This is a genomic window from Vulcanococcus sp. DEBay_Sum29NL08_54, assembly GCF_017859255.1.
GTDB lineage: Bacteria > Cyanobacteriota > Cyanobacteriia > PCC-6307 > Cyanobiaceae > Vulcanococcus.
In genome coordinates this window covers 61,370-80,195 of record NZ_JAFMNJ010000005.1, presented here as the reverse complement: position 1 = coordinate 80,195, position 18,826 = coordinate 61,370, and the positions used below count along the sequence as shown (strand labels likewise).

The 18,826-nt window shown below is 67.3% G+C and carries 22 protein-coding genes; 13 read left to right on the top strand and 9 right to left on the bottom strand.

Going from position 1 to position 18,826, the window contains the following annotated elements; translation table 11 throughout:
• The first annotated feature begins 79 nt into the window (after positions 1–79).
• Positions 80–679 (top strand): superoxide dismutase, encoded by a 600-nt coding sequence (locus QZ186_RS03210; RefSeq protein ID WP_010315495.1) that lies wholly within the window; start codon positions 80–82, stop codon positions 677–679.
• 44 nt (positions 680–723) lie between these two features.
• On the opposite strand, the gene queA is transcribed toward QZ186_RS03210, so the two are convergent.
• From queA to lipB, 5 genes are all read right to left on the bottom strand, one after another.
• Positions 724–1,815 carry a tRNA preQ1(34) S-adenosylmethionine ribosyltransferase-isomerase QueA gene (gene queA / locus QZ186_RS03205; RefSeq protein ID WP_296415793.1) on the bottom strand — a complete coding sequence of 364 codons (1,092 nt, stop codon included), beginning with the start codon at positions 1,813–1,815 and terminating at the stop codon, positions 724–726.
• Entirely contained in the window at positions 1,815–3,140 is a 1,326-nt protein-coding gene (locus tag QZ186_RS03200; protein ID WP_296415768.1) for a dihydrolipoamide acetyltransferase family protein, read from the bottom strand. The genes queA and QZ186_RS03200 overlap by 1 nt, the downstream gene beginning before the upstream one ends.
• Before the next feature lie 68 nt (positions 3,141–3,208).
• On the bottom strand, positions 3,209–3,652 hold the full coding sequence (locus tag QZ186_RS03195; protein WP_247477206.1) for a YlqD family protein: 444 nt from the start codon (positions 3,650–3,652) through the stop codon (positions 3,209–3,211).
• A 77-nt stretch (positions 3,653–3,729) separates the two neighbouring features.
• A complete protein-coding gene (locus tag QZ186_RS03190; protein ID WP_296415767.1) occupies positions 3,730–5,646 on the bottom strand; it encodes an AMP-binding protein in 1,917 nt (638 codons plus the stop codon).
• Positions 5,647–5,674: 28 nt separating this feature from the next.
• Positions 5,675–6,334 carry a lipoyl(octanoyl) transferase LipB gene (gene lipB / locus QZ186_RS03185; RefSeq protein WP_247479888.1) on the bottom strand — a complete coding sequence of 220 codons (660 nt, stop codon included), beginning with the start codon at positions 6,332–6,334 and terminating at the stop codon, positions 5,675–5,677.
• Positions 6,335–6,417: 83 nt separating this feature from the next.
• Between lipB and raiA the strand changes: the two genes are divergently transcribed.
• From raiA to QZ186_RS03160, 5 genes are read left to right on the top strand one after another with little or no spacing between them, the layout of a single operon-like run.
• Entirely contained in the window at positions 6,418–7,005 is a 588-nt protein-coding gene (gene raiA, locus QZ186_RS03180; protein ID WP_296415764.1) for a ribosome-associated translation inhibitor RaiA, read from the top strand.
• An 8-nt stretch (positions 7,006–7,013) separates the two neighbouring features.
• Positions 7,014–7,685 carry a deoxyribose-phosphate aldolase gene (gene deoC / locus QZ186_RS03175; RefSeq protein WP_296415762.1) on the top strand — a complete coding sequence of 224 codons (672 nt, stop codon included), beginning with the start codon at positions 7,014–7,016 and terminating at the stop codon, positions 7,683–7,685.
• On the top strand, positions 7,682–8,491 hold the full coding sequence (gene recO, locus QZ186_RS03170; RefSeq protein WP_296415760.1) for a DNA repair protein RecO: 810 nt from the start codon (positions 7,682–7,684) through the stop codon (positions 8,489–8,491). The genes deoC and recO overlap by 4 nt, the downstream gene beginning before the upstream one ends.
• Positions 8,492–8,496: 5 nt before the next feature.
• A complete protein-coding gene (locus tag QZ186_RS03165) occupies positions 8,497–9,846 on the top strand; it encodes an MFS transporter (RefSeq protein ID WP_247479886.1) in 1,350 nt (449 codons plus the stop codon).
• Positions 9,847–9,874: 28 nt separating this feature from the next.
• Positions 9,875–11,017 (top strand): glycosyltransferase family 4 protein, encoded by a 1,143-nt coding sequence (locus QZ186_RS03160; protein ID WP_247477200.1) that lies wholly within the window; start codon positions 9,875–9,877, stop codon positions 11,015–11,017.
• On the opposite strand, the gene pyrF is transcribed toward QZ186_RS03160, so the two are convergent.
• A complete protein-coding gene (pyrF, locus tag QZ186_RS03155) occupies positions 11,014–11,730 on the bottom strand; it encodes an orotidine-5'-phosphate decarboxylase (protein WP_296415759.1) in 717 nt (238 codons plus the stop codon). The two genes, QZ186_RS03160 and pyrF, sit on opposite strands and share 4 nt — an antisense overlap.
• Positions 11,731–11,825: 95 nt before the next feature.
• Here pyrF and QZ186_RS03150 point away from each other — a divergent pair, with 95 nt between their 5' ends.
• Positions 11,826–12,239 (top strand): cupin domain-containing protein, encoded by a 414-nt coding sequence (locus QZ186_RS03150; protein ID WP_247477198.1) that lies wholly within the window; start codon positions 11,826–11,828, stop codon positions 12,237–12,239.
• Between the two features lie 72 nt (positions 12,240–12,311).
• Positions 12,312–13,040: a carbonic anhydrase gene (locus tag QZ186_RS03145; RefSeq protein ID WP_247477196.1), complete on the top strand. Its 729-nt coding sequence runs from the start codon at positions 12,312–12,314 to the stop codon at positions 13,038–13,040.
• Here the strand turns inward: QZ186_RS03145 and tyrS are convergent.
• Together tyrS and QZ186_RS03135 are read right to left on the bottom strand one after the other, a co-directional pair.
• On the bottom strand, positions 13,037–14,299 hold the full coding sequence (tyrS, locus tag QZ186_RS03140) for a tyrosine--tRNA ligase (RefSeq protein ID WP_296415757.1): 1,263 nt from the start codon (positions 14,297–14,299) through the stop codon (positions 13,037–13,039). The genes QZ186_RS03145 and tyrS overlap by 4 nt on opposite strands.
• 42 nt (positions 14,300–14,341) lie before the next feature.
• Entirely contained in the window at positions 14,342–14,665 is a 324-nt protein-coding gene (locus tag QZ186_RS03135) for a DUF1825 family protein (RefSeq protein ID WP_010315455.1), read from the bottom strand.
• Between the two features lie 125 nt (positions 14,666–14,790).
• On the opposite strand from QZ186_RS03135, the gene QZ186_RS03130 reads away from it, so the two are divergent.
• Genes QZ186_RS03130 through QZ186_RS03110 form a run of 5 tightly spaced genes read left to right on the top strand, consistent with a single transcriptional unit; the run spans position 14,791 to position 18,605 of the window.
• On the top strand, positions 14,791–15,501 hold the full coding sequence (locus tag QZ186_RS03130; protein ID WP_296415755.1) for a response regulator transcription factor: 711 nt from the start codon (positions 14,791–14,793) through the stop codon (positions 15,499–15,501).
• A gap of 32 nt (positions 15,502–15,533) precedes the next feature.
• Positions 15,534–16,202 carry a type II secretion system protein GspK gene (locus QZ186_RS03125; protein ID WP_296415754.1) on the top strand — a complete coding sequence of 223 codons (669 nt, stop codon included), beginning with the start codon at positions 15,534–15,536 and terminating at the stop codon, positions 16,200–16,202.
• A 4-nt stretch (positions 16,203–16,206) separates the two neighbouring features.
• Positions 16,207–16,809, top strand: coding sequence for a GIY-YIG nuclease family protein (locus tag QZ186_RS03120; RefSeq protein WP_247477190.1), 603 nt, complete (start codon positions 16,207–16,209; stop codon positions 16,807–16,809).
• A gap of 37 nt (positions 16,810–16,846) precedes the next feature.
• A complete protein-coding gene (locus QZ186_RS03115) occupies positions 16,847–18,343 on the top strand; it encodes a leucyl aminopeptidase (RefSeq protein ID WP_296415792.1) in 1,497 nt (498 codons plus the stop codon).
• A 19-nt stretch (positions 18,344–18,362) separates the two neighbouring features.
• Positions 18,363–18,605, top strand: a complete 243-nt coding sequence (locus tag QZ186_RS03110) for a hypothetical protein (RefSeq protein WP_029626157.1) — start codon at positions 18,363–18,365, stop codon at positions 18,603–18,605.
• Here the strand turns inward: QZ186_RS03110 and QZ186_RS03105 are convergent.
• A complete protein-coding gene (locus tag QZ186_RS03105; protein ID WP_010315443.1) occupies positions 18,602–18,796 on the bottom strand; it encodes a hypothetical protein in 195 nt (64 codons plus the stop codon). The two genes, QZ186_RS03110 and QZ186_RS03105, sit on opposite strands and share 4 nt — an antisense overlap.
• Positions 18,797–18,826: the final 30 nt, after the last annotated feature.

Below are 18,826 nucleotides of genomic sequence, written 5' to 3'. Positions count from 1 at the left end.
TCGAAACTTCAAACGATCGTTAGGATGCCGCCGCCGTCCGGCATTTGGCCGGGCATTGAAAAGCACGATCCTTCCGTTCATGGCTCATACGCTGCCCGCGCTGCCCTACGGCCTCGACGCCCTCGAGCCCCATATCTCCCGCCAAACCCTTGAGTTCCACCACGGCAAGCACCACAACGCTTACGTGACCAACCTCAACAACCTGGTGGCTGGCACCGATCTGGAAGGCAAGAGCCTCGAAGACACCATCGTTGCCGTGGCCGGTGATGCCGGCAAGGCTGGTGTGTTCAACAACGCCGCCCAGGTCTGGAACCACAGCTTCTACTGGCAGTGCATCAAGCCCAACGGTGGCGGCACCCCCAGCGGCGCGCTGCTCGACAAGATCAACGCTGACTTCGGCAGCTTCGAGAAGTTCGTTGAGGCCTTCAAGGCAGCCGGCGCCACCCAGTTCGGTAGCGGCTGGGCCTGGCTCGTGCTCGACAACGGCACCCTGAAGGTCACCAAGACCGGCAACGCCGATCTGCCCCTGGCCCACGGCCAGAAGGCCCTGCTGACCATGGACGTCTGGGAGCACGCCTACTACCTGGACTACCAGAACCGCCGCCCCGACTACATCAGCACCTACCTCGACAAGCTGGTCAACTGGGACTTCGTGGCCGCCAACCTGGCCGCCGCCTGATTCGAGCGATCCAAGCCAAGCCCCCGCACAAGCGGGGGCTTTTTTTATGGTCGGGCGCTCTCGAGAACCGATTCCGGTGCGATCCACATCGCATCGCCATAGGAGAAGAAGCGATAGCCCTCGGCCTTGGCCTCCTCATAGAGATCCAGCAGGCGGCGGCGACCGACCAGGGCACTGACCAGCAGCAGCAGCGAGCTCTTGGGCAGGTGGAAATTCGTCAGCAGTCCCTGCACCACCGCAAAGCGATAGCCGGGCTGAATCACCAGATTCACCGGCCCGGCATGGGGCTGGAGCTCGCCCCCATGGAGCTGGGCCACGGCCTCCAGGCTGCGAACGGAGGTGGTTCCAACCGCAATCACCCGGCCGCCACGGGCGCGGCACTGGGCCACGGCCTCCACAGCGGCCGGCGACACCTCAACCCACTCGCTGTGGAGCTCCAGCTGGGTCAGGTCCTCGGTCTCCACCGGCCGAAAGGTGCCCAGGCCCACATGCAGGGTCACAGTTGTGCGCTGCACACCTCGCGCCTCCAGGGCTTCGAGCAAGGCATCGCTGAGGTGGAGGCCCGCCGTCGGAGCAGCCACCGCCCCGGGCCGCGAGGCATAGCGGGTCTGGTAGCGGCTGTCGTCCTCGCTGGAGTGCTGGTGGATGTAGGGCGGCAGGGGGATTTCGCCATAGCGCGCCAGCAGCGCCTCGATCGCTTCTGGGGTGGTGCACTCCGCCGGAAAACGCACCACCCGGCCACCGGTCTCGGCGTCGACGGCCACGATCTCCAGGGGCTGGGGCGGTTGACCGGGATGCTCCATCTGCAGGATCTCGCCCGGCTTCAGGCGCTTGGCTGGCTTGGCCAAACAGAGCCAATCACTGCCTTCCACAGGCTCCAGCACCAGGAGCTCCACCGCGCCGCCGCTGGCCCGGCGGGCCTGAAGGCGCGCCTTCAGCACCCGGGTGTTGTTGACCACCAGCAAGTCGCCCGGTTTCAGCAGCTGCTGCAGCTCCCAGACCGTTTGGTGGCTGCAGCCCTCAGGGCCTTCAAGCGCCAGCAACCGAGCCGCATGGCGGGGCTCCACGGGGCGCTGGGCGATGAACGTCTCCGGGAGATCGAAGACGTAGCTCGAAAGCAGCTGATCGTCGCTGATCAGAAGGCCAGGCTCTCGGGGTTGGTCTCGATCAGCTGGGCCAGATCCTTCAGGAAGGCCGCCGCATCGGCGCCGTAGATCACGCGGTGATCACAGGTCAGGTTGACCTGCATCTGGTTCGCCACGCGGATCGAGCCGTCCTTGCCGCCCACGACGGTGGGACGGGAGGCGGCCACCGCCAGGATCGCGCCGGTGCCCGGGGGCAGGATCGCGTCGAAGCGATCCACACCGAACATCCCCAGGTTGGAAAGGGTGAAGGTGCCGGTGCTGTACTCCTCAGGCTGCAGCTGCTTGCTGCGGGCCCGGCTCACCAGATCCGCCCAGTTGCGGGCCAGGGAGTGGATATCGGTCTTGTCGGCGTTGGCCAGCACGGGGGTGATCAAGCCACCGTCTTCCATCGCCACGGCCACGGCCACGTTCACCGCAGCGGGGTAAACCATGGCGCTGCCATCGGCACTGGTGGCGGCATTGACCTGGGGGTGACGGGCCAGCACCACACCCACGGCCTTGGCCAGCAGGGCGGTCATGGTGACGCCCTTGCTCTTCACCTGCTTGTAGAAGGCGTCCAGCTTGGTGGTGGTGATCGTGTAGCCGACCCGGAAGGTCGGCACCGCCAGGCTCGCCACCATGTTGCGGTTGACCGCACCCTGCAGGGTGTTGAAGGCCACGCTCTCGCCGGGACGACCAAAGGCATTGCCCGCCGGTGCAGCCGCAGGAGCAGCGGCACCATTTCCGCTGCCGCTGGCAGCGGGAGCTGAGCCCTCGGCCACGCGGGGTACGGCCACGGTCAGACCCAGGGCCCGCTCAACGTCCTCGGCCTGGATTCGCCCGTGGGGGCCGCTGCCGCGCAGGGTCTCCAGGGCGACGCCGTGCTGGCTGGCCAGTTTCTTGGCCCGGGGGCTGGCCACCACCCGGCCATTGGTCACAGGAGCGGGGGCAGCGGCAACGGGAGCCGGGGCTGCTGCAACGGGTGCGGGGGCAGGAGCCGCTGCAGGAGTAGGTGCCGGAGCAGCGGCCGGGGCAGGAGCGGCAGCGGCGGCTGGTGCGCTGGGGGCCTTGGCCTGGGCCTCGGCGATCTCAGCCTCGGTCTCCACCACGAGGCCGATGGTTTCACCAACGGGGGCCGTGCTGCCTGCGGGCATCAACACCGCTGCGAGGTAGCCCTCGTTGAAGGACTCCACGTCCATGTCGGCCTTGTCCGACTCGACGACCAGGACGGACTCACCGCGGCCGACCTTGTCACCTGGCTTCTTCAGCCATTCCACGATCTTGCCCTCCGTCATGGTGGAGGAGAGGGCGGGCATGAAGATTTCGTGGGTGGCCAACGGAGGTCTGCCGCTCAATTGAGGCGGATTTTACGCGGCTCAGCGGCCGGGACCTCCGGAGTGGCGACTTAGAGGGCTCCCTCGATCGACTCGATCACCCCATCGCGCACAACCACAGCCACCTGGAGCTTCTCCACGAGGTTGTCGCCCACCTTGACGTCGGTGAAGCTGTCGAGCTGGCCCTGCTCAACGATCTGCTCCATCTCCAGGTCGCGGACCTGGCGCTGCTGCTCGAGCAGCTGACGCTTCTGCTCCTCAAGCTCGGCGCGCTTGGCCGCCACCTGCTCCTGCACAGAACCCACCTGCTCCTGGACGCGGGGATCGAGGGGGTTGGCGCTCTGGCTGCGGATCGCGTCCACAAGCTGCTGCCCTTCCTGCTCGAGCTGCCCCAGCTGGGCGTCGCTATTGGCGATGGCCGCGCTGATCTCGCGCTCGGCGTCCTCCTTCCAACGGGGGGTCACCACCGCGCGAACGGTGATGGAGCGCTTCACGGAGAGGGAACCGTCGGCCATGGAAGGGGGTTTCGCGGCGCCCAGCCTGTCAGGGGCGAGCGAGGCCGACAACGCCCGGCTCGGGCGGGTTCCCGGCCCTAGCGCCCGTAGATCGCCTCAATCGCTTGGGCATCGCGATCGGCGATGCGATCGCGCTTTTGCTTGAGGGTTTGGGTCAGCAAGCCGTTGTCGATGCTGAAGGCCTCCACCAGGGCCACCCCCGCCAGCCGTTCATCCGGGCGGGCGCCCACCCGGGACTGCAGGCGGCGATTCAGGCGGCTGGTCAGGGCCTTGAGCAGCGCCGGATCGGCGGCCGACATCCCCTGCTCGGCCGCGAAGGCCTCCAGGTTCTCCAGCTTCGGCACCACCAAGGCGCCCAGGGCCTTGCGGTCCTGCCCCACCAGCATCACCTGCTCCACCAGGGAGCAGGCCACCAGGCACTCCTCCAGGGGGCCCGGCTCGATGTTCTCGCCGCTGCTCAGGACGATCGTGTCCTTGGCGCGGCCGGTCAGCACCAAGGTGCCGTCGGCAAGCAGGTGGCCGAGGTCCCCGGTGTCAAACCAGCCCTCGGCATCGAGCACCTTGGCGGTGGCCTCTGGCTTGCCCAGGTAGCCGCCCATCACCTGGGCGCCCTTGGCCAAGACCTTGCCCCGCTCGCCGATGGCCAGCACCGCCCCGGTCTCGGGATCGGTGATCTTGATGGAGGTGCCCGCAAGCGGTTGGCCGGAGCTGCCGCGGCGGTTGTTCCAGCGGCGCCGGCAGGTCAAGACCGGACTGGTTTCGGTCAGGCCGTAGCCCACCAGCAGCTCAATACCGATGGCCTCAAAGAAACCATCGACGTGGATCGCCAAGGCACCGCCACCGCTGATGGCCGTGCGCAGGCGCCCTCCGATCAGCTGAGCGCGGACCTTCGGCCAGAACAGCTGCTCGGCCACCCCATGCAGGGGCCAACTCAGCAGCGCCCCGGCGGCGGCGGCCAGACGGCGGCGCTTGCGCTCAGGGATCAAGGTGCGATCCGCCGCCACCCGCCTCGAGAGGCAGTGGAAGCGGCTGACCTTCAGGGCCGAGCGGAGCAGCTTGGCGCGGCTCGCCGGCATGGCGCTCAGGGCATCTTCAAAGCCGCTCAGCAGGGCTTCCCAGAGCCGGGGAACACTGATCAGATAGTGGGGGCGAACCCGCTGCAGATCCGGACGCAGTTGCTTGAGCGTCGTGTAGGTCTGCTGGCAGCCGCAGGAGAGCAGGAAGTACTCCGCGCTGCGCTCATAGGCGTGCCAGATCGGCAGAACGCTCAGGACCCGATCGCCCGGGCGCGGCGCCACCGCCACACCGAGGCTGCGCAGCTGCTGCAGCAAGTTGGCGTGGCTCAGGGGAACGCCCTTCGGCCGGCCCGTGGTGCCCGAGGTGTAGAGCACGGTGGCCAGGCGCTCCTCTCCGCCTTCAGGCCAGGCAGGAGCGGGGCTGCTCGCCCCCTTGGCCATCAGCTCATCCCAGGTGAAGCAAGGGACCACCGGCACCACCGAACCGCGGTCCCCCTGCAGCAGCACCACAAAGCGCAGCTGCCCGAGGAGCTCACTGCTGAGCTTCAAACGCTGCAGCAGCTCTGCGGACTCCAGCACCAGCGCCACCGCGCCGCAGTCGCCCGCGATGTAGCGCAGCTCATCCACGGGGGCCGCGCTGCCGCGAACCGCATCCGCAGCCCCCAGACGCATCAGACCCTGGTCCGCCACCAGCCAGCGGGGGCAGTTTTCCGAGAACAACCCCACCACCTCCCCCGGCCGGACCCCGAGAGCCGCAAACCCTGCCGCAGCCTGCTCGATCTGTTGATGCAGGGCGCGGAAGCTCAGCTGCTCCGGTGGCTTGGCATGGGGAGCCTCCAGGGCAGGCGCATCGCCGTGGCGTTCAGCCAGCTGCCCCCAGAGCTGCTCAAGGCCGCGGAGTGCACTCCAGTCGTGCCTCTCGGCCAAGGCGCGCTGATCTTGGCGGCTGCCAGTCCAGCTGATCTCGGCGAGCGGCATGGGGGATATCAGTCAGTTGGCCCCGGTCTTACCACCCCTGGAGCTGCTCCTGCAGGGTTGGGGCTCGCAACTGCAAACCAAAGCGACGCGCGAAGGTCTCCAGCAGCCGTGGCCGCAGCGCCGCCGCCGAGAGCTCCGGCCGCCAATCCACCAGCCGCCCGACCTCCCGGTTCGCAATCCCGCAGGGCACGACTTCGGCAAAACCGGCGAGGTCCGCCTCCACGTTCAAGGCCAAGCCGTGCTGGCTGATCCAGCGGCGGGCACCAACCCCAATGGCGGCCAGCTTGCGGCCCTCCAGCCAAACCCCCGTGAGCCCCTCCAGGCGGCCGGCCTCCAAGCCCAGCTCCGCCAACAGATCGATCACCACCCCCTCCAACTCCCGCAGATAGAGGTGCAGATCAGCGCCATGGCGCTGCAGGTTGAGCACGGGATACAGCACCAACTGCCCTGGGCAGTGGTGGGTCACCTCACCGCCGCGGTCGATCCGAAACAGCGGCGCGGGGGGATCGGCTGGATCAAAGCCCAGAAACCCCGGGTCGGCCCCGCGACCGAGGGTGTAACAGGGCTCATGCTCCAGCAGCAGCACTGCCTCCGGCCCATCGGGATCCTCCAGCAGACGCCGTTGCAACTGCTGCTGCCAATCCCAGGCCAGCGCGAAGGGAACGCAGCCGGTGGGCTCGAAACAGATTGCGTCGCGGGTGGGCGAGGCCGTGGTTGAACTCACTGACCGTTCCTAGCGTTTAAGCGGGTCCACCGCCGAGGAGGCAAGGGATGAAGCTCGTGATTCATGGCCGCAATCTGGAGGTCACTCCAGCCATCCGCGAGTACACCGAAGAGAAGCTCAAGCGCGCGACCAGTCATTTCGACGGGATGGTGAAAGAGGCGGACGTGCATCTCTCGGTGGCCCGCAATCCCCGTGTTCCGCAACAGACCGCCGAGGTGACGGTCTTCGCCAACGGCACCGTCATCCGCGCCCAGGAACGCAGCGAAAACCTCTACGCCAGCATCGATCTGGTGGCCGGGAAATTGACGCGGCAGCTGCGCCGCTACAAGGACCGCCACGGCGACCACCACCACAGCCATGGCCACCACGCCAGCGAGACCCCCAGCGTGGTGGAGATGGCCGGCGATGACAGCGTCAGCGGATCTCTGCTGGACGGCAAGGAAGCCGGTCTGCCCAGCCGCGGGGTGCGCCGCAAGTACTTCTCGATGCCGGCGATGAGCCTCGAGGAGGCCATGCATCAACTGGAGTTGATCGACCACGACTTCTATCTCTTCCGCGACGCCGGCAGTGATGAGCTGCAGGTGGTCTACCGCCGCAACCATGGAGGATTTGGCGTCATCCAGGCCAAGGACTGAACGCAACTGTGCGCGACCTGCCCGATCTCGCTCCCCTGATCGATCACGCCCTGTTGGATCCCCACCAGGGCCAGGAGGCCATCCTCCGCTGCTGCGATGAGGCCAAACACTTCGGCTTTGCTGGGGTCTGCCTGGCCTCCCGCTGGCTGGATCTCGCGCGGGAGCGGCTCGGTCCAAGCGGCGGGCGAGGCCCGAAGCTGATCAGTGTGATCGGCTTCCCCTTCGGCGCGATCCCCGCCGAGATCAAGCGCCAAGAGGCCGAATGGGCCGCGGCCGCCGGTGCCGATGAACTCGATGTGGTGCCGGACTTCGGGGCCCTGGCCGACGGCAACAGCAGTCAGTTCTGCGAGGACCTTGCCCCGATCGCCGAATTGGGGCTGCCCTTCAAGGTGATCCTGGAGGTGGGACGGCTGTCGCCCGAGGTTCTGGAGTGGGCCGTCGAGGCCAGCATCGATGTCGGCGCCAGCATGCTCAAGACCGGCAGCGGCTTTGGCCCGGCGGCCAGCCTTGAGCAGGTCAAACAGCTGCGGCAACTGGCCCGTGGCCGGGCCGCGATCAAAGCCTCCGGTGGCATCAGCGGACTCGAGCAGGCCTACGGCCTCGTCGAAGCCGGGGCCAGCCGGCTGGGGACCAGCCGGGGGGTGGCCCTGATGGAGGCCCTGCGGGCCAAGGCAGCGTGAGCCCAGAGCAACGGCTTGAGGGGCTGGTGCTGCGCAGCAGTCCCCTGGGGGAAAGCGACCGTCTGATCACGGTCCTCAGCAATGAGGAGGGCCTGATCCGACTGGCGGCCCCCGGCGCCCGCAAGCCCAAGAGTTCCCTGGCCGCCGCCGTGCCCCTGGCGGTCCTCAGCCTGCAGGTGGGGGGCCGCAGCGGCCTGAAGCGCGTGCGCCAACTGCGGGTGCTGCGCAACTTCTCCCACCTGGCGGAGCGGCTGGAGACCCTGGCCGCCGCCCAGGGATTGGCCGAGGTCGCTCTGCTGCTGGTGCCCAGTGGCGATGCGATCGAGGGTCTACTAGAGGACCTACTGGTGCAGCTCGCCCGCCTGGAGTTGGTGGTCAAGGAGAAGCAAGACAGCCTGGAAGCCCTGGCCATCAGTGTTCAGGGCCTCACCCACCTGTTGGCCCTGGGGGGCTACGCCCTGCCCCTGGCGGAGTGCTGCCGCAGCGGGGAGCCCCTGGATCCGCCCCTGGGGAATTGGGACTGGCGCTGCAGCCTGCTGCCCAGTGAGGGCTTCGTGATCGGCGCCGTGCCCGGCGCCCAGATGGTGCTGAACGCCTCCGAGCTGGCCCTGTTGCAGCGGCTGCTACGGCCGGCGTTGCCCCGCAAGCGCGATGGAACGCTGATGGGACCGGAGTCGGTCTGGCTCCGGTTGCTGCAACTGCTGGAGCTCTGGTGCCGAGAACACCTCAACCGCAGCGCCCGGTCCTGGCGAATGCTGAGGCAGTGCTTCGACGATGGGGCATCATCGGTAGCCGGGAGGTCCTGAAGAACGTGAGCGAAGACCCGCGGTCTCCAGGTGACAACACAGGGCTCCAGGGGGTTTTGGCCCTGCCCGAATTCCGCAAGCTCTGGCTTGGGCAGATCTTCAGCCAGCTGGCGGACAAGTTCTACATCGTGTTGATGGTGTTCCTCATCGCCCAGTACTGGGCGGGGGCAACACCACCCGAGGGCGGTGCGCTGGTGGAGGCCGCCGGGGCGTTCAACCTCAGCATCGAGGGCCGGGCCCAGTGGATCACCCTGCTGGCCACGGGGATCTATGTGGCCAACACCATCCCAGCGATGGTCCTGGGTTTGGTGGCTGGGGTCTGGGCCGATCGCTGGCGCAAGCGCGAAGTCATGGTGGCCAGCAATGGCATCCGTGCGGGCCTGGCCCTGCTCACTCCCCTCTGCCTGCTGGATGGCCCCCATTGGCTGGGGCTGAGCTGGGGCTACTGGGCCCTGCTGGTCATCACCTTTTTGGAGTCGGTGCTGACCCAGTTTTTTGCACCGGCGGAGCAAGCCGCGATCCCGATGCTGGTGCCCACGCGCCAGCTACTGGCGGCCAACTCGCTGTATCAGGCCACGAGCATGGCCGCCACAATCGTTGGCTTTGCCCTGGGTGATCCGATCCTGCGGGGTCTGAAATATGGCCTGGGTGCCCTGGGCATTGCCAACGGCGAATTCGCCCTATTGCCCCTCTGCTACGGCCTGGCTGCCCTCTCGATCGCTTGGATTCGCGTCGAGGAAACGCCGCAGCGCAGCCACGACGAGAACATCTGGCGCGAGATCTCCGAAGGCCTGGAGGTGCTTAAGCAGCGTCCAACCGTCCGCAGCGCGATGCTCCAGCTGGTGCTGCTCTACAGCCTGCTGGCGGCGCTTTATGTCTTGGCGATCAGCCTGGCCTCCGCCATCCGTCAGCTGGGACCCACCCAATTCGGAACCCTGCTGGCCATGAGTGGCATCGGCCTCGCCCTGGGCGCCGTCGCTGTCGCCCAGATCGGCCATCGCTTCAACCGCCGCCGTCTGGCCTCCGCGGGCCTGGGAACGATCGCCTGGAGCCTGGTGCTGCTCGGCCAACTGCGCGGCAGCCTCGGCTTCACCCTCGCCCTCTGCACGGTGCTCGGTGTGGGGGCCGCCCTGCTGGCCATCCCCGCCCAAACCACCATCCAAGAGGACACCCCGGAATCGATGCGGGGCAAGGTCTTTGGCCTGCAGAACAACCTGATCAACATCGCCTTGAGCCTGCCGCTGGTGCTCGCCGGCGCAATCGTCAGCCGCTACGGGCTACTGCCGGTCCTCTGGGTCTTGGCGGGGCTGGCGGTGGCCGCTGCGCTGCTCGAGCAGCCGTGGAAACGCTGCTAGTTTCGGCACTTGGTCGAGTAGCCGCTGCGTGGCCCACATCGCCTGGTTGGGCAAGAAGTCACCCTTCTGCGGCAACGTCACCTACGGCCTGACCACCACCGAGGCCCTACGGGATCGGGGCCACGAGATCAGCTTTATCCACTTCGACAGCCCAGGAACGGCGAGCCCGGACGTGGCCCTGCCCTATCTGGTCAAGTCGCAGGTTTACACGATTCCCTCCCCAGGAGCCCAGCGGGAACTGCGGGAGTCGCTGGAGCGGCTGAAACCGGATCTGGTGCACGCCAGCTTGACCCTCTCCCCCCTGGATTTCCGGCTGCCGGATCTCTGCCAGCAGCTGGGCCTGCCGCTGGTGGCGACCTTCCACCCCCCCTTTGACGCCAGCCTGCGCAACCTGAGCGCCGGCACCCAGCAGCTGACCTATCAGCTCTACGCCCCATCCCTGGCCAAGTACGACCGGGTGGTGGTCTTCTCGGAACTGCAGGCGGATGTGTTGATGCGACTCGGGGTCCCCAGGGATCGCCTGGCGGTGATCCCCAACGGGGTCGACCCCCAGCGCTGGAGTCCCAGCAACCCAACCGCACCCTCAGAACGGCTGCAGGAGCTGCGCCAACGCTTCAGTGGCCAGCGGGTCTTTCTCTACATGGGGCGAATCGCCACGGAGAAGAACGTCGAAGCGCTGCTGCGGGCCTGGAAGTTGGTCCAGCCCAGCGGCTGCAAGCTCGTGGTGGTGGGCGATGGTCCGATGCGCCAATCGCTGATGCAGAACTACGGCGAGGACGCCGGCATCCTCTGGTGGGGCCATGAACCGGAGCAGGCCGTGCGGCTGGCGCTCCTGCAGCTGGCGGAGGTCTTTCTCCTGCCCTCCCTGGTGGAGGGGCTCTCCCTGGCACTGCTGGAGGCCATGGCCAGTGGCACCGCCTGTGTCGCCACCGATGCCGGGGCCGATGGGGAGGTGCTCGAGGGCGGGGCCGGCATCGTCATCAGCACCCAAGGGGTCACCACCCAACTGCGCACCCTGCTGCCGGTGCTGCGGGACCAGCCCGTCCTTAGTGCAGAACTGGGCCGGCGTGCCCGCCAGCGGGCGCTGGAGCGCTACACCCTCACCCGCAACATCGACCAGCTGGAGCGGCTCTACGGCGAGCTCAGCCCGGCGGCGCAGGCAGTGGCCTAGGCCAGCTCGGCGCAGCAGGCGGCAAAAGCCAGGGTGGGGTCCTCAGCCTTGGTGATCGGGCGGCCGATCACCAGCTGGGAGGCTCCAGCGGCGATGGCCTCAGCGGGACCCAGCACCCGGGCCTGATCGCCCGCGGCGCTGCCCTTCGGGCGAATCCCCGGGGTCACCAGCGCGAAGGGTTCTGGGTGCTGGGCCCGCAGGCTGGCGGCCTCCAGCGGAGAACAGACGCAACCGCCAATTCCCGCCCCTGCGGCCAGGGCCGCCAAGGCCGGAACCCGTTCAGCGATGTCCTGACGGATGGCCAGTTCCCGCTGCAGCCGCTGCTCCTCCCAACTGGTCAGCACCGTCACCGCCAGCAGGGTCGGAGCGGCCAGTCCAGCGACTTGGGCGCCCTCAGCAGCGGCGGCCTGGGCCGCCTGCAGGGCTTCACTACCGGCGCAGGCATGGACCGTGATCAGCTCCGCACCCAGGCCAGCCGCCCGCCGGCAGGCACCGGCCATGGTGGCGGGGATGTCGTGGAACTTCAGGTCGAGGAAGACCCGCAGGCCCTGCTCCCGCAACTGGGCCACCACCTCAGGGCCCGCCTGAACAAAGAGCTCCAGGCCGACCTTGACCCAGCGCAGGCCCTCGACCCCGCGGCTGAAGGCCAGGGCCTGATCCGGGGCCATGCCATCGAGGGCAACGATGATCCGCTCAGCGGCAGGCCTGGTCACGGGGAGGCAGCTCTCGATGAAGATCTCAGGCTACGAATTGTCCTGGCGCGTTCTCCAGGAGCGACCCAGCATGGGATCAGCACCTTGCCTCGCCCATGGGTCCGCGGATCCTGCATCCCGAGCAACTCCAGGGGTTTCGGCTGGGCAGCAATGACCACTGCCGGCTGGCCCTGCTCAGCAAGCCGGAAGCCGGCGGCTGCACGCAGTTCCTAGAGGTGCATGACCCCTGCGATCGGGTCCCCGCCCACAGCCATCACCAGGCCGCCGAGCTGTTCTTCGTTCTGCGGGGGAACGTGGTGTTCCACGTCGGTGAGTCCAGCATCACCGCCAGTGGTGGGGACTTTGTCAGCGTCCCCGGCGATGCGATCCACGACCTGGAGAACCCAGGCCCAGGCAGGGTTTACCTGATCACAGTGCTCAGCCGCGATGGTGGCTTCGCTGACCTGCTGGAGCACGGGATCCCGACGCCGTTGGATGCGGAAGATCTGGCTGTGCTGCGCAGCCTCTAGGTCACAAAAGCCAACCAAATCAAGCCAAGGGGGCCCGGGCTCCACAGGTTGTGGGCAGACGCCCGCGCTCGAATGCCCCTCAGCCGTCGCCATGCCCTGCAGGCCCTGGGTCTCGCCGCCGCCGGCAGCACCGCCATCGGTAAGGGCTGGAGCAAAGAAGCCCAGCAGCTGCGCCAGGAGCTCGAGGTCTGCAGCCCCAGTGGCGACACCTTCACCTGGATGCTCGAGCGCAACAAGGTGTTCAGCAAGGCCTGGCAACGCAGCATCCAAGCCAGCAATCCCCAGGAGCGGATTCAGATCAAGCAGGCCATCTTTGATGCCAGCTGCCACATCGATCCTCAGGCCTTAGCCCAAGGCCAGCGGCCCTGGGCAGCGCTACTGAGCTGCGCCGATGCACGGGTGGCGCCCGAGTGGATGTTTGGCGTCGGCTCAGGCGAGCTCTTCCAGGTGCGGGTGGCCGGCAACAGCGCCTTCAACGACGGCATCGCCAGCCTGGAATTTGCCGTGGCCGCCCTTGAGGTGCCCTTGATCGTCGTCATGGGCCACAGCGGCTGCGGTGCCGTCGCCGCCGCCATGGGCTCGGAACCGCTCACACCGCTGCTGGAGGACCTGGTGCAGCCGATCCGCGCATCACTGCAACCCAACGACGACCTCACCCAAGCGATTCAGGGCAACGCCCGCTACGCCGCCGGGCAGCTGGTGAAGCGCAGCCAGGTCCTGGCGGACGCCCAGGCCAGCGGCAAGGTCAAGATCCAGCCAGCCTTCTTTGACATCCAATCGGGCCGGGTCAGCGCGGTTTAACCCGCCACCAGGCGCCGGAAGGTCTTCTTGCCCAGCTGCAACACCTTGCCGGCCAACTGATCGGGCCCTGCAAATTCCTGGTTGGGATCTGCCAGCTTCTCGCCATCGAGCTTGACCCCACCGCCTTGGATTTGGCGGCGTGCCTCGCTGCTGCTGGCGCAGATACCGACGGCGCTGAGCAAATAGAAGGCCTTCGCCGGGAAGTTCACCTCTGCCAGGGATGCCTCGGGAACCTCGGCGTCCGCCGCCCCGCTGCCCTTGGCACCGCCCACGAGCTTGCCGGCATCGGCCTGGGCCTGATCAGCCGCCGCCTGGCCGTGGCGCTGGCGCGTCACCTCCAGGGCCATCGCCTTTTGGCGCTCCCGAGGGTTATCCGGCAGGGCCGCCAGATCGAGATTGGTCAGCAGGGTGAGGTACTCCTCGACCGCCGCATCGGGCACCTTCTCGAGCTTGGAGTACATCGAGAGCGGGTCTTCGGCCAGACCGACCGTGTTCCCCAGGCTCTTGCTCATCTTCTGAACGCCGTCGAGGCCCGCCAGGATCGGCAGGAGCATCCCGAACTGCGTGCGCTGGCCGAAGTGGCGCTGCAGGTCGCGGCCCATGGCCACGTTGAACTTCTGGTCCGTCCCCCCCAGTTCCAGGTCGGCCTGCACGGCCACCGAGTCATAGCCCTGCAGCAGCGGATAGAGAAATTCGTGCAGGGAGATCGGAGTACCGGAGCCGTAGCGGTTGGCGAAGTCCTCCTTGGCCAGCATCTGGCCGACGGTGGAGATCCCCAGCAGCTCGATCACCTTGGGTAGATCGAGGGAGGCCAGCCATTCGCTGTTGCGGCGCACCTCCAGGCGGCCCGGGGTCTCGAAATCCAGCAGGGCACGCGCGGGGTCCTGGCCCTGGCCGAGCTGCTGGAGATAGGTGCGGGCGTTGGACTCGACCTCCTCGGCCGTGAGCTGAACGCGGGTGGCACTTTTGCCCGTGGGGTCACCGATGCGGGCGGTGAAGTCACCGATGATCAGCACAGCCGTGTGGCCCGCATCCTGGAAGGCCCGCAATTTGCGGAACAGGATCGAGTGGCCCAGGTGAATGTCACTGCCGGTCGGATCGATGCCGAGCTTGATCCGCAGGGGCCGGCCGGCCTTCTCGGCCTCAGCGAGGCGGGCGGCCAGCTGTTGGTCGGCATCACTGGCTTCCGTACCGGTGGGGAACAGGTCAGCGACACCGCGCTCCAACCACTGCGGCAGTCCCCACTCGCCCTTGGCCATGTCCGCCCTGCTGTCTGGGGTCGGATCGTACGCAGACGGGGATCAGCTTTCGGCGTCCAGCTCCCCCTTCATTCGATCCAGGGTGCGCTGCATCTGCTCAAACATCTGATCGGGGGTCATCCCGAACTGGCTGAGCTGGGTGCGTAGCTGCTCAACCGTGAGCTTGGCCTGGAAGTCATCGGAGAGCTCAAAGCGCTTCATGAACACGCGGTAGCGGTCCATCAGCTCCTCCATCCGCTCGATGAAGAGCTTTTTGCCTTCCCGATCGAACTTGCCGTACTCGCCGCCCAGCTGCATCAGTTGCTGGTAATCGCCAAACAGGCGCTTGGCTTCTTCTTGAACGATCTCGGATTCAAAGAAGGCCATCAGGCTGAGCCGGGCGGGCCCAACGATTGTGTCGAGCCTGAGCGGCCCTGACGAGTGCGGATAGGCGTAACGGGCTGCCAAGTTCGCGGCCCGTGCGCACAGTGAACAGTGCAGCCTGCGTCGCGATGGACTACACCCCCTCCCTGGCGGCCGTGCGGGGCAACGTGGCCGCAGGCAACGCGCTGCTCAGTCAATCCCGCGTGGTGGTCTGCAGCGGCTCACGGCTCGCCCTGACCCTCTTCATTGCCGCCCTGCAGCCGGGGCCCGAGATCGTCGGGGCGGTGACCACCCAAGACGAGGGATTGCAGAGGTTGGAGCAGGGGCAGGCGGATGTACTGATCTGCACTGACCGGCTCGAGCAGGGCAACGGCGGCAGCCTGGTGGCCCAAGCCAAAGCCCTGCCCCAGCCGCCCGCCACCTTGATGGTGGTCACCCAGCCCCGGCGCTTGATGGCCATTCACCAAGCACTGCAGGCCAACTGCGATGGGCTCTGCCTGGAGAGCAACCTGGGTTTCGGCAGCTTTCTGGCCGCGATTCGCGCCATGCAGAGCGGCGGGCTCTACCTCGACCGGAACCTGAGCAAGAGCTACTTCGAAGCCTTTGCCGAGGGCCAGGGCACCCCCTTGGCGCAGCTGACCCCCAGGGAGGTGGACATCCTTCAACTGATGGCCGGCGGGACCGAGAACCAGGGCATCGGTCAACGCCTGCACCTGTCGGTTGAGACGGTGAAAGACCACGTCCGGCACATCTTCCACAAGCTGAATGCCAACAGCCGCATTCAGGCCGCGGTCCAAGGCATTCGCCTGGGCTTGGTCGAGTGGCCAGACCCTCGTTAAGGTCGGGCGGTTCCGCCGCACCCGACACCGCCATGGGCCGAGGCCACTGGTTGGATCCTCTGGCCCGGAGACTGCTGGAGGCGGCGGGAGAATTGCCGCGGCGTGCACAACAACCTGCCGCGCCGGAACCCCAGCCCTTGGAGGAGTGCGTCGAGCAAGACCTCCTCGCCCTCAAGCTCGAGCACAACCCCAACCTGCGGCTGGCCAACGCCCAGGAGGTCCAGCACGCGGCGGCCCTGGGTTGGCGCCTCGATGTCAATCGCGCCAGCGCCAACGACTGGTTGCGGCTGCCGCAGATCACGCGCGATCAAGTCGACCTGCTCCTGCGGCTCCAGCAGGGTGGGGTGCAACTCAGCGGTCCAGACGACCTCCAGCGCCTGTTGGACCTCCCCGCTGCACTGGTGGCCAGCTGGGAACCCCTGCTGCAATTCCGCTGGTACGGCGATGGCGCCCCAACGGCCGTGACGCCCTTGCTGATCGACCTCAACCGCGCCCCGGCCCAGGCGCTCGAGCGCCAACTGCCCCAACTGAGCCCGGAGCGGCGCCAACGGCTGCTGCGCGAGCGGCAACGGGCCCCCTTCCAGGACCTTGCGGAGCTACAGGAGCGACTGCAACTGCCCGCGTCGGTGGTGGAGGAGCTGATCGGGAAGGTGCGCTTTGGCCAAGGTTCCGCCGGTCCAGAACTGCCGCGCTCGGCCTAGGCGAATGGGACGGCAAGGCGAACTGTTTGGCGCGACACCCGTCGGTGGCGGGATCAGCGGCGAGGCCCTACCCCTGCAGGAGCATCAGCTGATCGCCTGGCAGCAGCGTCTACTGGACTACCAGAGCCCACGCTTTGAGGCGGTGGCCAGCGGCAGCCAGCTGCCCCCAGGTCAGATGGATCTGTTCGGAGGCGGCAGCCTCGGTGCGGCGGCTGTGCAACGCCTCGATCCGCTGCAGCTGGCCCCACAACATCTGCAGTTCTGGCGATGGCCCGAACGCCAACCCGATGGTGCGGCCCTGTATTTCGTCGTGGACCGGCCGCCCCACCTGGAGGGGGCACTCCTCCTTTATGTGGGGGAGACCAAACAGGCCGATCGGCGCTGGAAAGGCGAACACGACTGCAAGGGCTACCTAGCGGCCTATGGCGAGGCGCTGCAGCAGGCCAACCTCCAGAGCCAGCTGAGCATCCGCTTCTGGCACGACGCCCCCAGCGAACGGCGGGCACGGCAAGCCCTGGAGCAAGCCTTGATTCGCCACTGGCTGCCTCCGTTTAACAAGGAAACCCGCGGCCGCTGGGCCACCCCCTTCACGGCCGAGCCGGGCTGATCGCCCTACCATCGCGCCCATTGAGCTCGAGATGGCCATGGAGATCCGCTGCAGCAGTGCCACCGCCCGCGATTGGACGGGGGAGGCCCTGGTGGTGGGTCTCTTCAGCGATGCCCCCGGAGAGGGCAGCCGTGAACTGCTGAAGAGCCGCTTTGGCGAAGCCCTGCTGGCGCGCATGGAGCGGCGCCGTTTCAAAGCCAAGCCGGGCGAGAGCCTGGTGGTGGAGCTGCTGGATCAACAGCCCAGCACCCTGGTGCTGGTGGGCCTTGGGGCCGCCGCGGACTTCAACCTCGAGCAGCTGCGCCACGCCGCGGCCATGGGCGCCAAAGCAGCAAATGGCAGTGGCGCCAGCAGCCTGGGGCTCGCCCTGCCGCTCGAGGGCCTGGCCCCGATCGCTGCCGCCTCAGCCATGGCTGAGGCCGTGCGGCTGAGCCTCTTTAAGGACCAGCGCTTCAAAGGCGAAGCCGAACCCGCTAAGCAACCCGCCCAGGTGGAGCTGCTGGGCCTACCCGCAGCTGAGCTGAGCGCCTGCCAAGGCGCCGCCTCGAGCAGCCAAGCGCTCTGCAGCGGCGTCGAGCTGGCCCGCGAACTGGTGGCAGCACCTCCGAATGTGGTTACCCCAGCCGCCCTCGCGCAGACCGCCACGGACATGGCCCGCGACTTCGGCCTGCAGCTCAAGGTGCTGGAGCGCAGCGACTGTGAAGCCCTGGGCATGGGCTCCTACTTGGCCGTGGCCCAGGGCTCGGACCTGCCGCCGAAGTTCATCCACCTGACCTATGTCCCCGATGGGGAGATCAAGCGGCGATTGGTGCTCGTCGGCAAGGGCCTGACCTTCGATTCCGGCGGTTACAACCTCAAAACCGCCGGCTCCCAGATCGACATGATGAAGTTCGACATGGGGGGCAGCGCTGCGGTGCTGGGCGCCATGCGAGCCATCGCGGAACTCAAACCGGCCGGCATCGAGGTCCACATGCTGGTGGCCGCCTGCGAAAACATGATCAGCGGCGGAGCGATCCACCCCGGAGCGATCGTCACCGCCTCCAACGGCAAAACGATCGAGATCAACAACACCGATGCCGAAGGTCGCCTGACCCTGGCCGACGCCCTGGTCTACGCCTGCAAGCTGGAGCCTGACGCGGTGGTGGACCTGGCCACCCTGACGGGCGCCTGCGTGATCGCCTTGGGCGACGAGATCGCCGGCCTCTGGTCCCCCAGCGACACCCTGGCCCAGGCCCTGGTGCAGGCCGGCGAAGACGGCGGCGAGAACCTCTGGCGCATGCCCCTGCGGGCCTCCTACCGCGCTGGCCTCAAGAGCGGCCTGGCCGACATGAAGAACACCGGCCCGCGCCCCGGTGGCTCGATCACGGCGGCCCTCTTCCTGCAGGACTTCGTCAACAAGGACATCCCCTGGGCCCACATGGATATCGCCGGCACGGTTTGGAGCGACAAGGGACGGGGCTTGGATCCCGCCGGTGCCACTGGATTTGGCGTTCGCACCCTGGTGAATTGGGTCCTGGCCGGGGGAGCCGCCTAGGCTCAGGCAGACCTGCAGCGTGGCGGTGCCCAAACTTCGGTGGTACGTCAAAGCCCAGCTGGGCGTCCTGCTCTTGCCGGCGGGACTCTGTCTCTTTGGCGAGGCCGTCCAGCGGCGGACACTCCAAGCCCTGGGACAGCCCCACGGCCCCTGGTTCTGGTACGGAACCCTCAGCCTGGTGGCCATCGTGGCCGCCGTCGGACTGATGGTGGAAAGCGGACTGCTGCGGGGCTACCCAGGACAGAACCAACCGCGCCGCTAGGCAGCGGCGGCGGCTGAAGCGCTGGACGCCCCAAGAAGGGAAGCCGGCTCTTCCAGGGCGTGGATTTGCCAGCGAGCCCGATCACCAAAGAGCTTCAACAGGCGATCGAGATCGTCCGAAGCCTGCTTCGGAGTGGCGTAAGGGCCGATATGACGTGTCACGAGACCATCGCGAATCGTCAGCAGATACATACAAAACCTGCAGTCGAGACAAGGTAAGGG

Excerpts from the sequence above, each read along its gene's own strand:
- QZ186_RS03210 (WP_010315495.1), top strand. The coding sequence starts at position 80 with ATGGCTCATACGCTGCCCGCGCTGCCCTACGGCCTCGACGCCCTCGAG.
- QZ186_RS03105 (WP_010315443.1), bottom strand. The coding sequence starts at position 18,796 with ATGTATCTGCTGACGATTCGCGATGGTCTCGTGACACGTCATATCGGC.
- QZ186_RS03190 (WP_296415767.1), bottom strand. The coding sequence starts at position 5,646 with ATGCCGCTCGCCGAGATCAGCTGGACTGGCAGCCGCCAAGATCAGCGC.
- QZ186_RS03120 (WP_247477190.1), top strand. The coding sequence starts at position 16,207 with ATGGGACGGCAAGGCGAACTGTTTGGCGCGACACCCGTCGGTGGCGGG.
- QZ186_RS03135 (WP_010315455.1), bottom strand. The coding sequence starts at position 14,665 with ATGGCCTTCTTTGAATCCGAGATCGTTCAAGAAGAAGCCAAGCGCCTG.
- QZ186_RS03195 (WP_247477206.1), bottom strand. The coding sequence starts at position 3,652 with ATGGCCGACGGTTCCCTCTCCGTGAAGCGCTCCATCACCGTTCGCGCG.
- QZ186_RS03125 (WP_296415754.1), top strand. The coding sequence starts at position 15,534 with ATGGGCCGAGGCCACTGGTTGGATCCTCTGGCCCGGAGACTGCTGGAG.
- QZ186_RS03115 (WP_296415792.1), top strand. The coding sequence starts at position 16,847 with ATGGAGATCCGCTGCAGCAGTGCCACCGCCCGCGATTGGACGGGGGAG.
- QZ186_RS03145 (WP_247477196.1), top strand. The coding sequence starts at position 12,312 with ATGCCCCTCAGCCGTCGCCATGCCCTGCAGGCCCTGGGTCTCGCCGCC.
- QZ186_RS03130 (WP_296415755.1), top strand. The coding sequence starts at position 14,791 with ATGGACTACACCCCCTCCCTGGCGGCCGTGCGGGGCAACGTGGCCGCA.
- raiA (WP_296415764.1), top strand. The coding sequence starts at position 6,418 with ATGAAGCTCGTGATTCATGGCCGCAATCTGGAGGTCACTCCAGCCATC.
- tyrS (WP_296415757.1), bottom strand. The coding sequence starts at position 14,299 with ATGGCCAAGGGCGAGTGGGGACTGCCGCAGTGGTTGGAGCGCGGTGTC.
- QZ186_RS03150 (WP_247477198.1), top strand. The coding sequence starts at position 11,826 with ATGGGTCCGCGGATCCTGCATCCCGAGCAACTCCAGGGGTTTCGGCTG.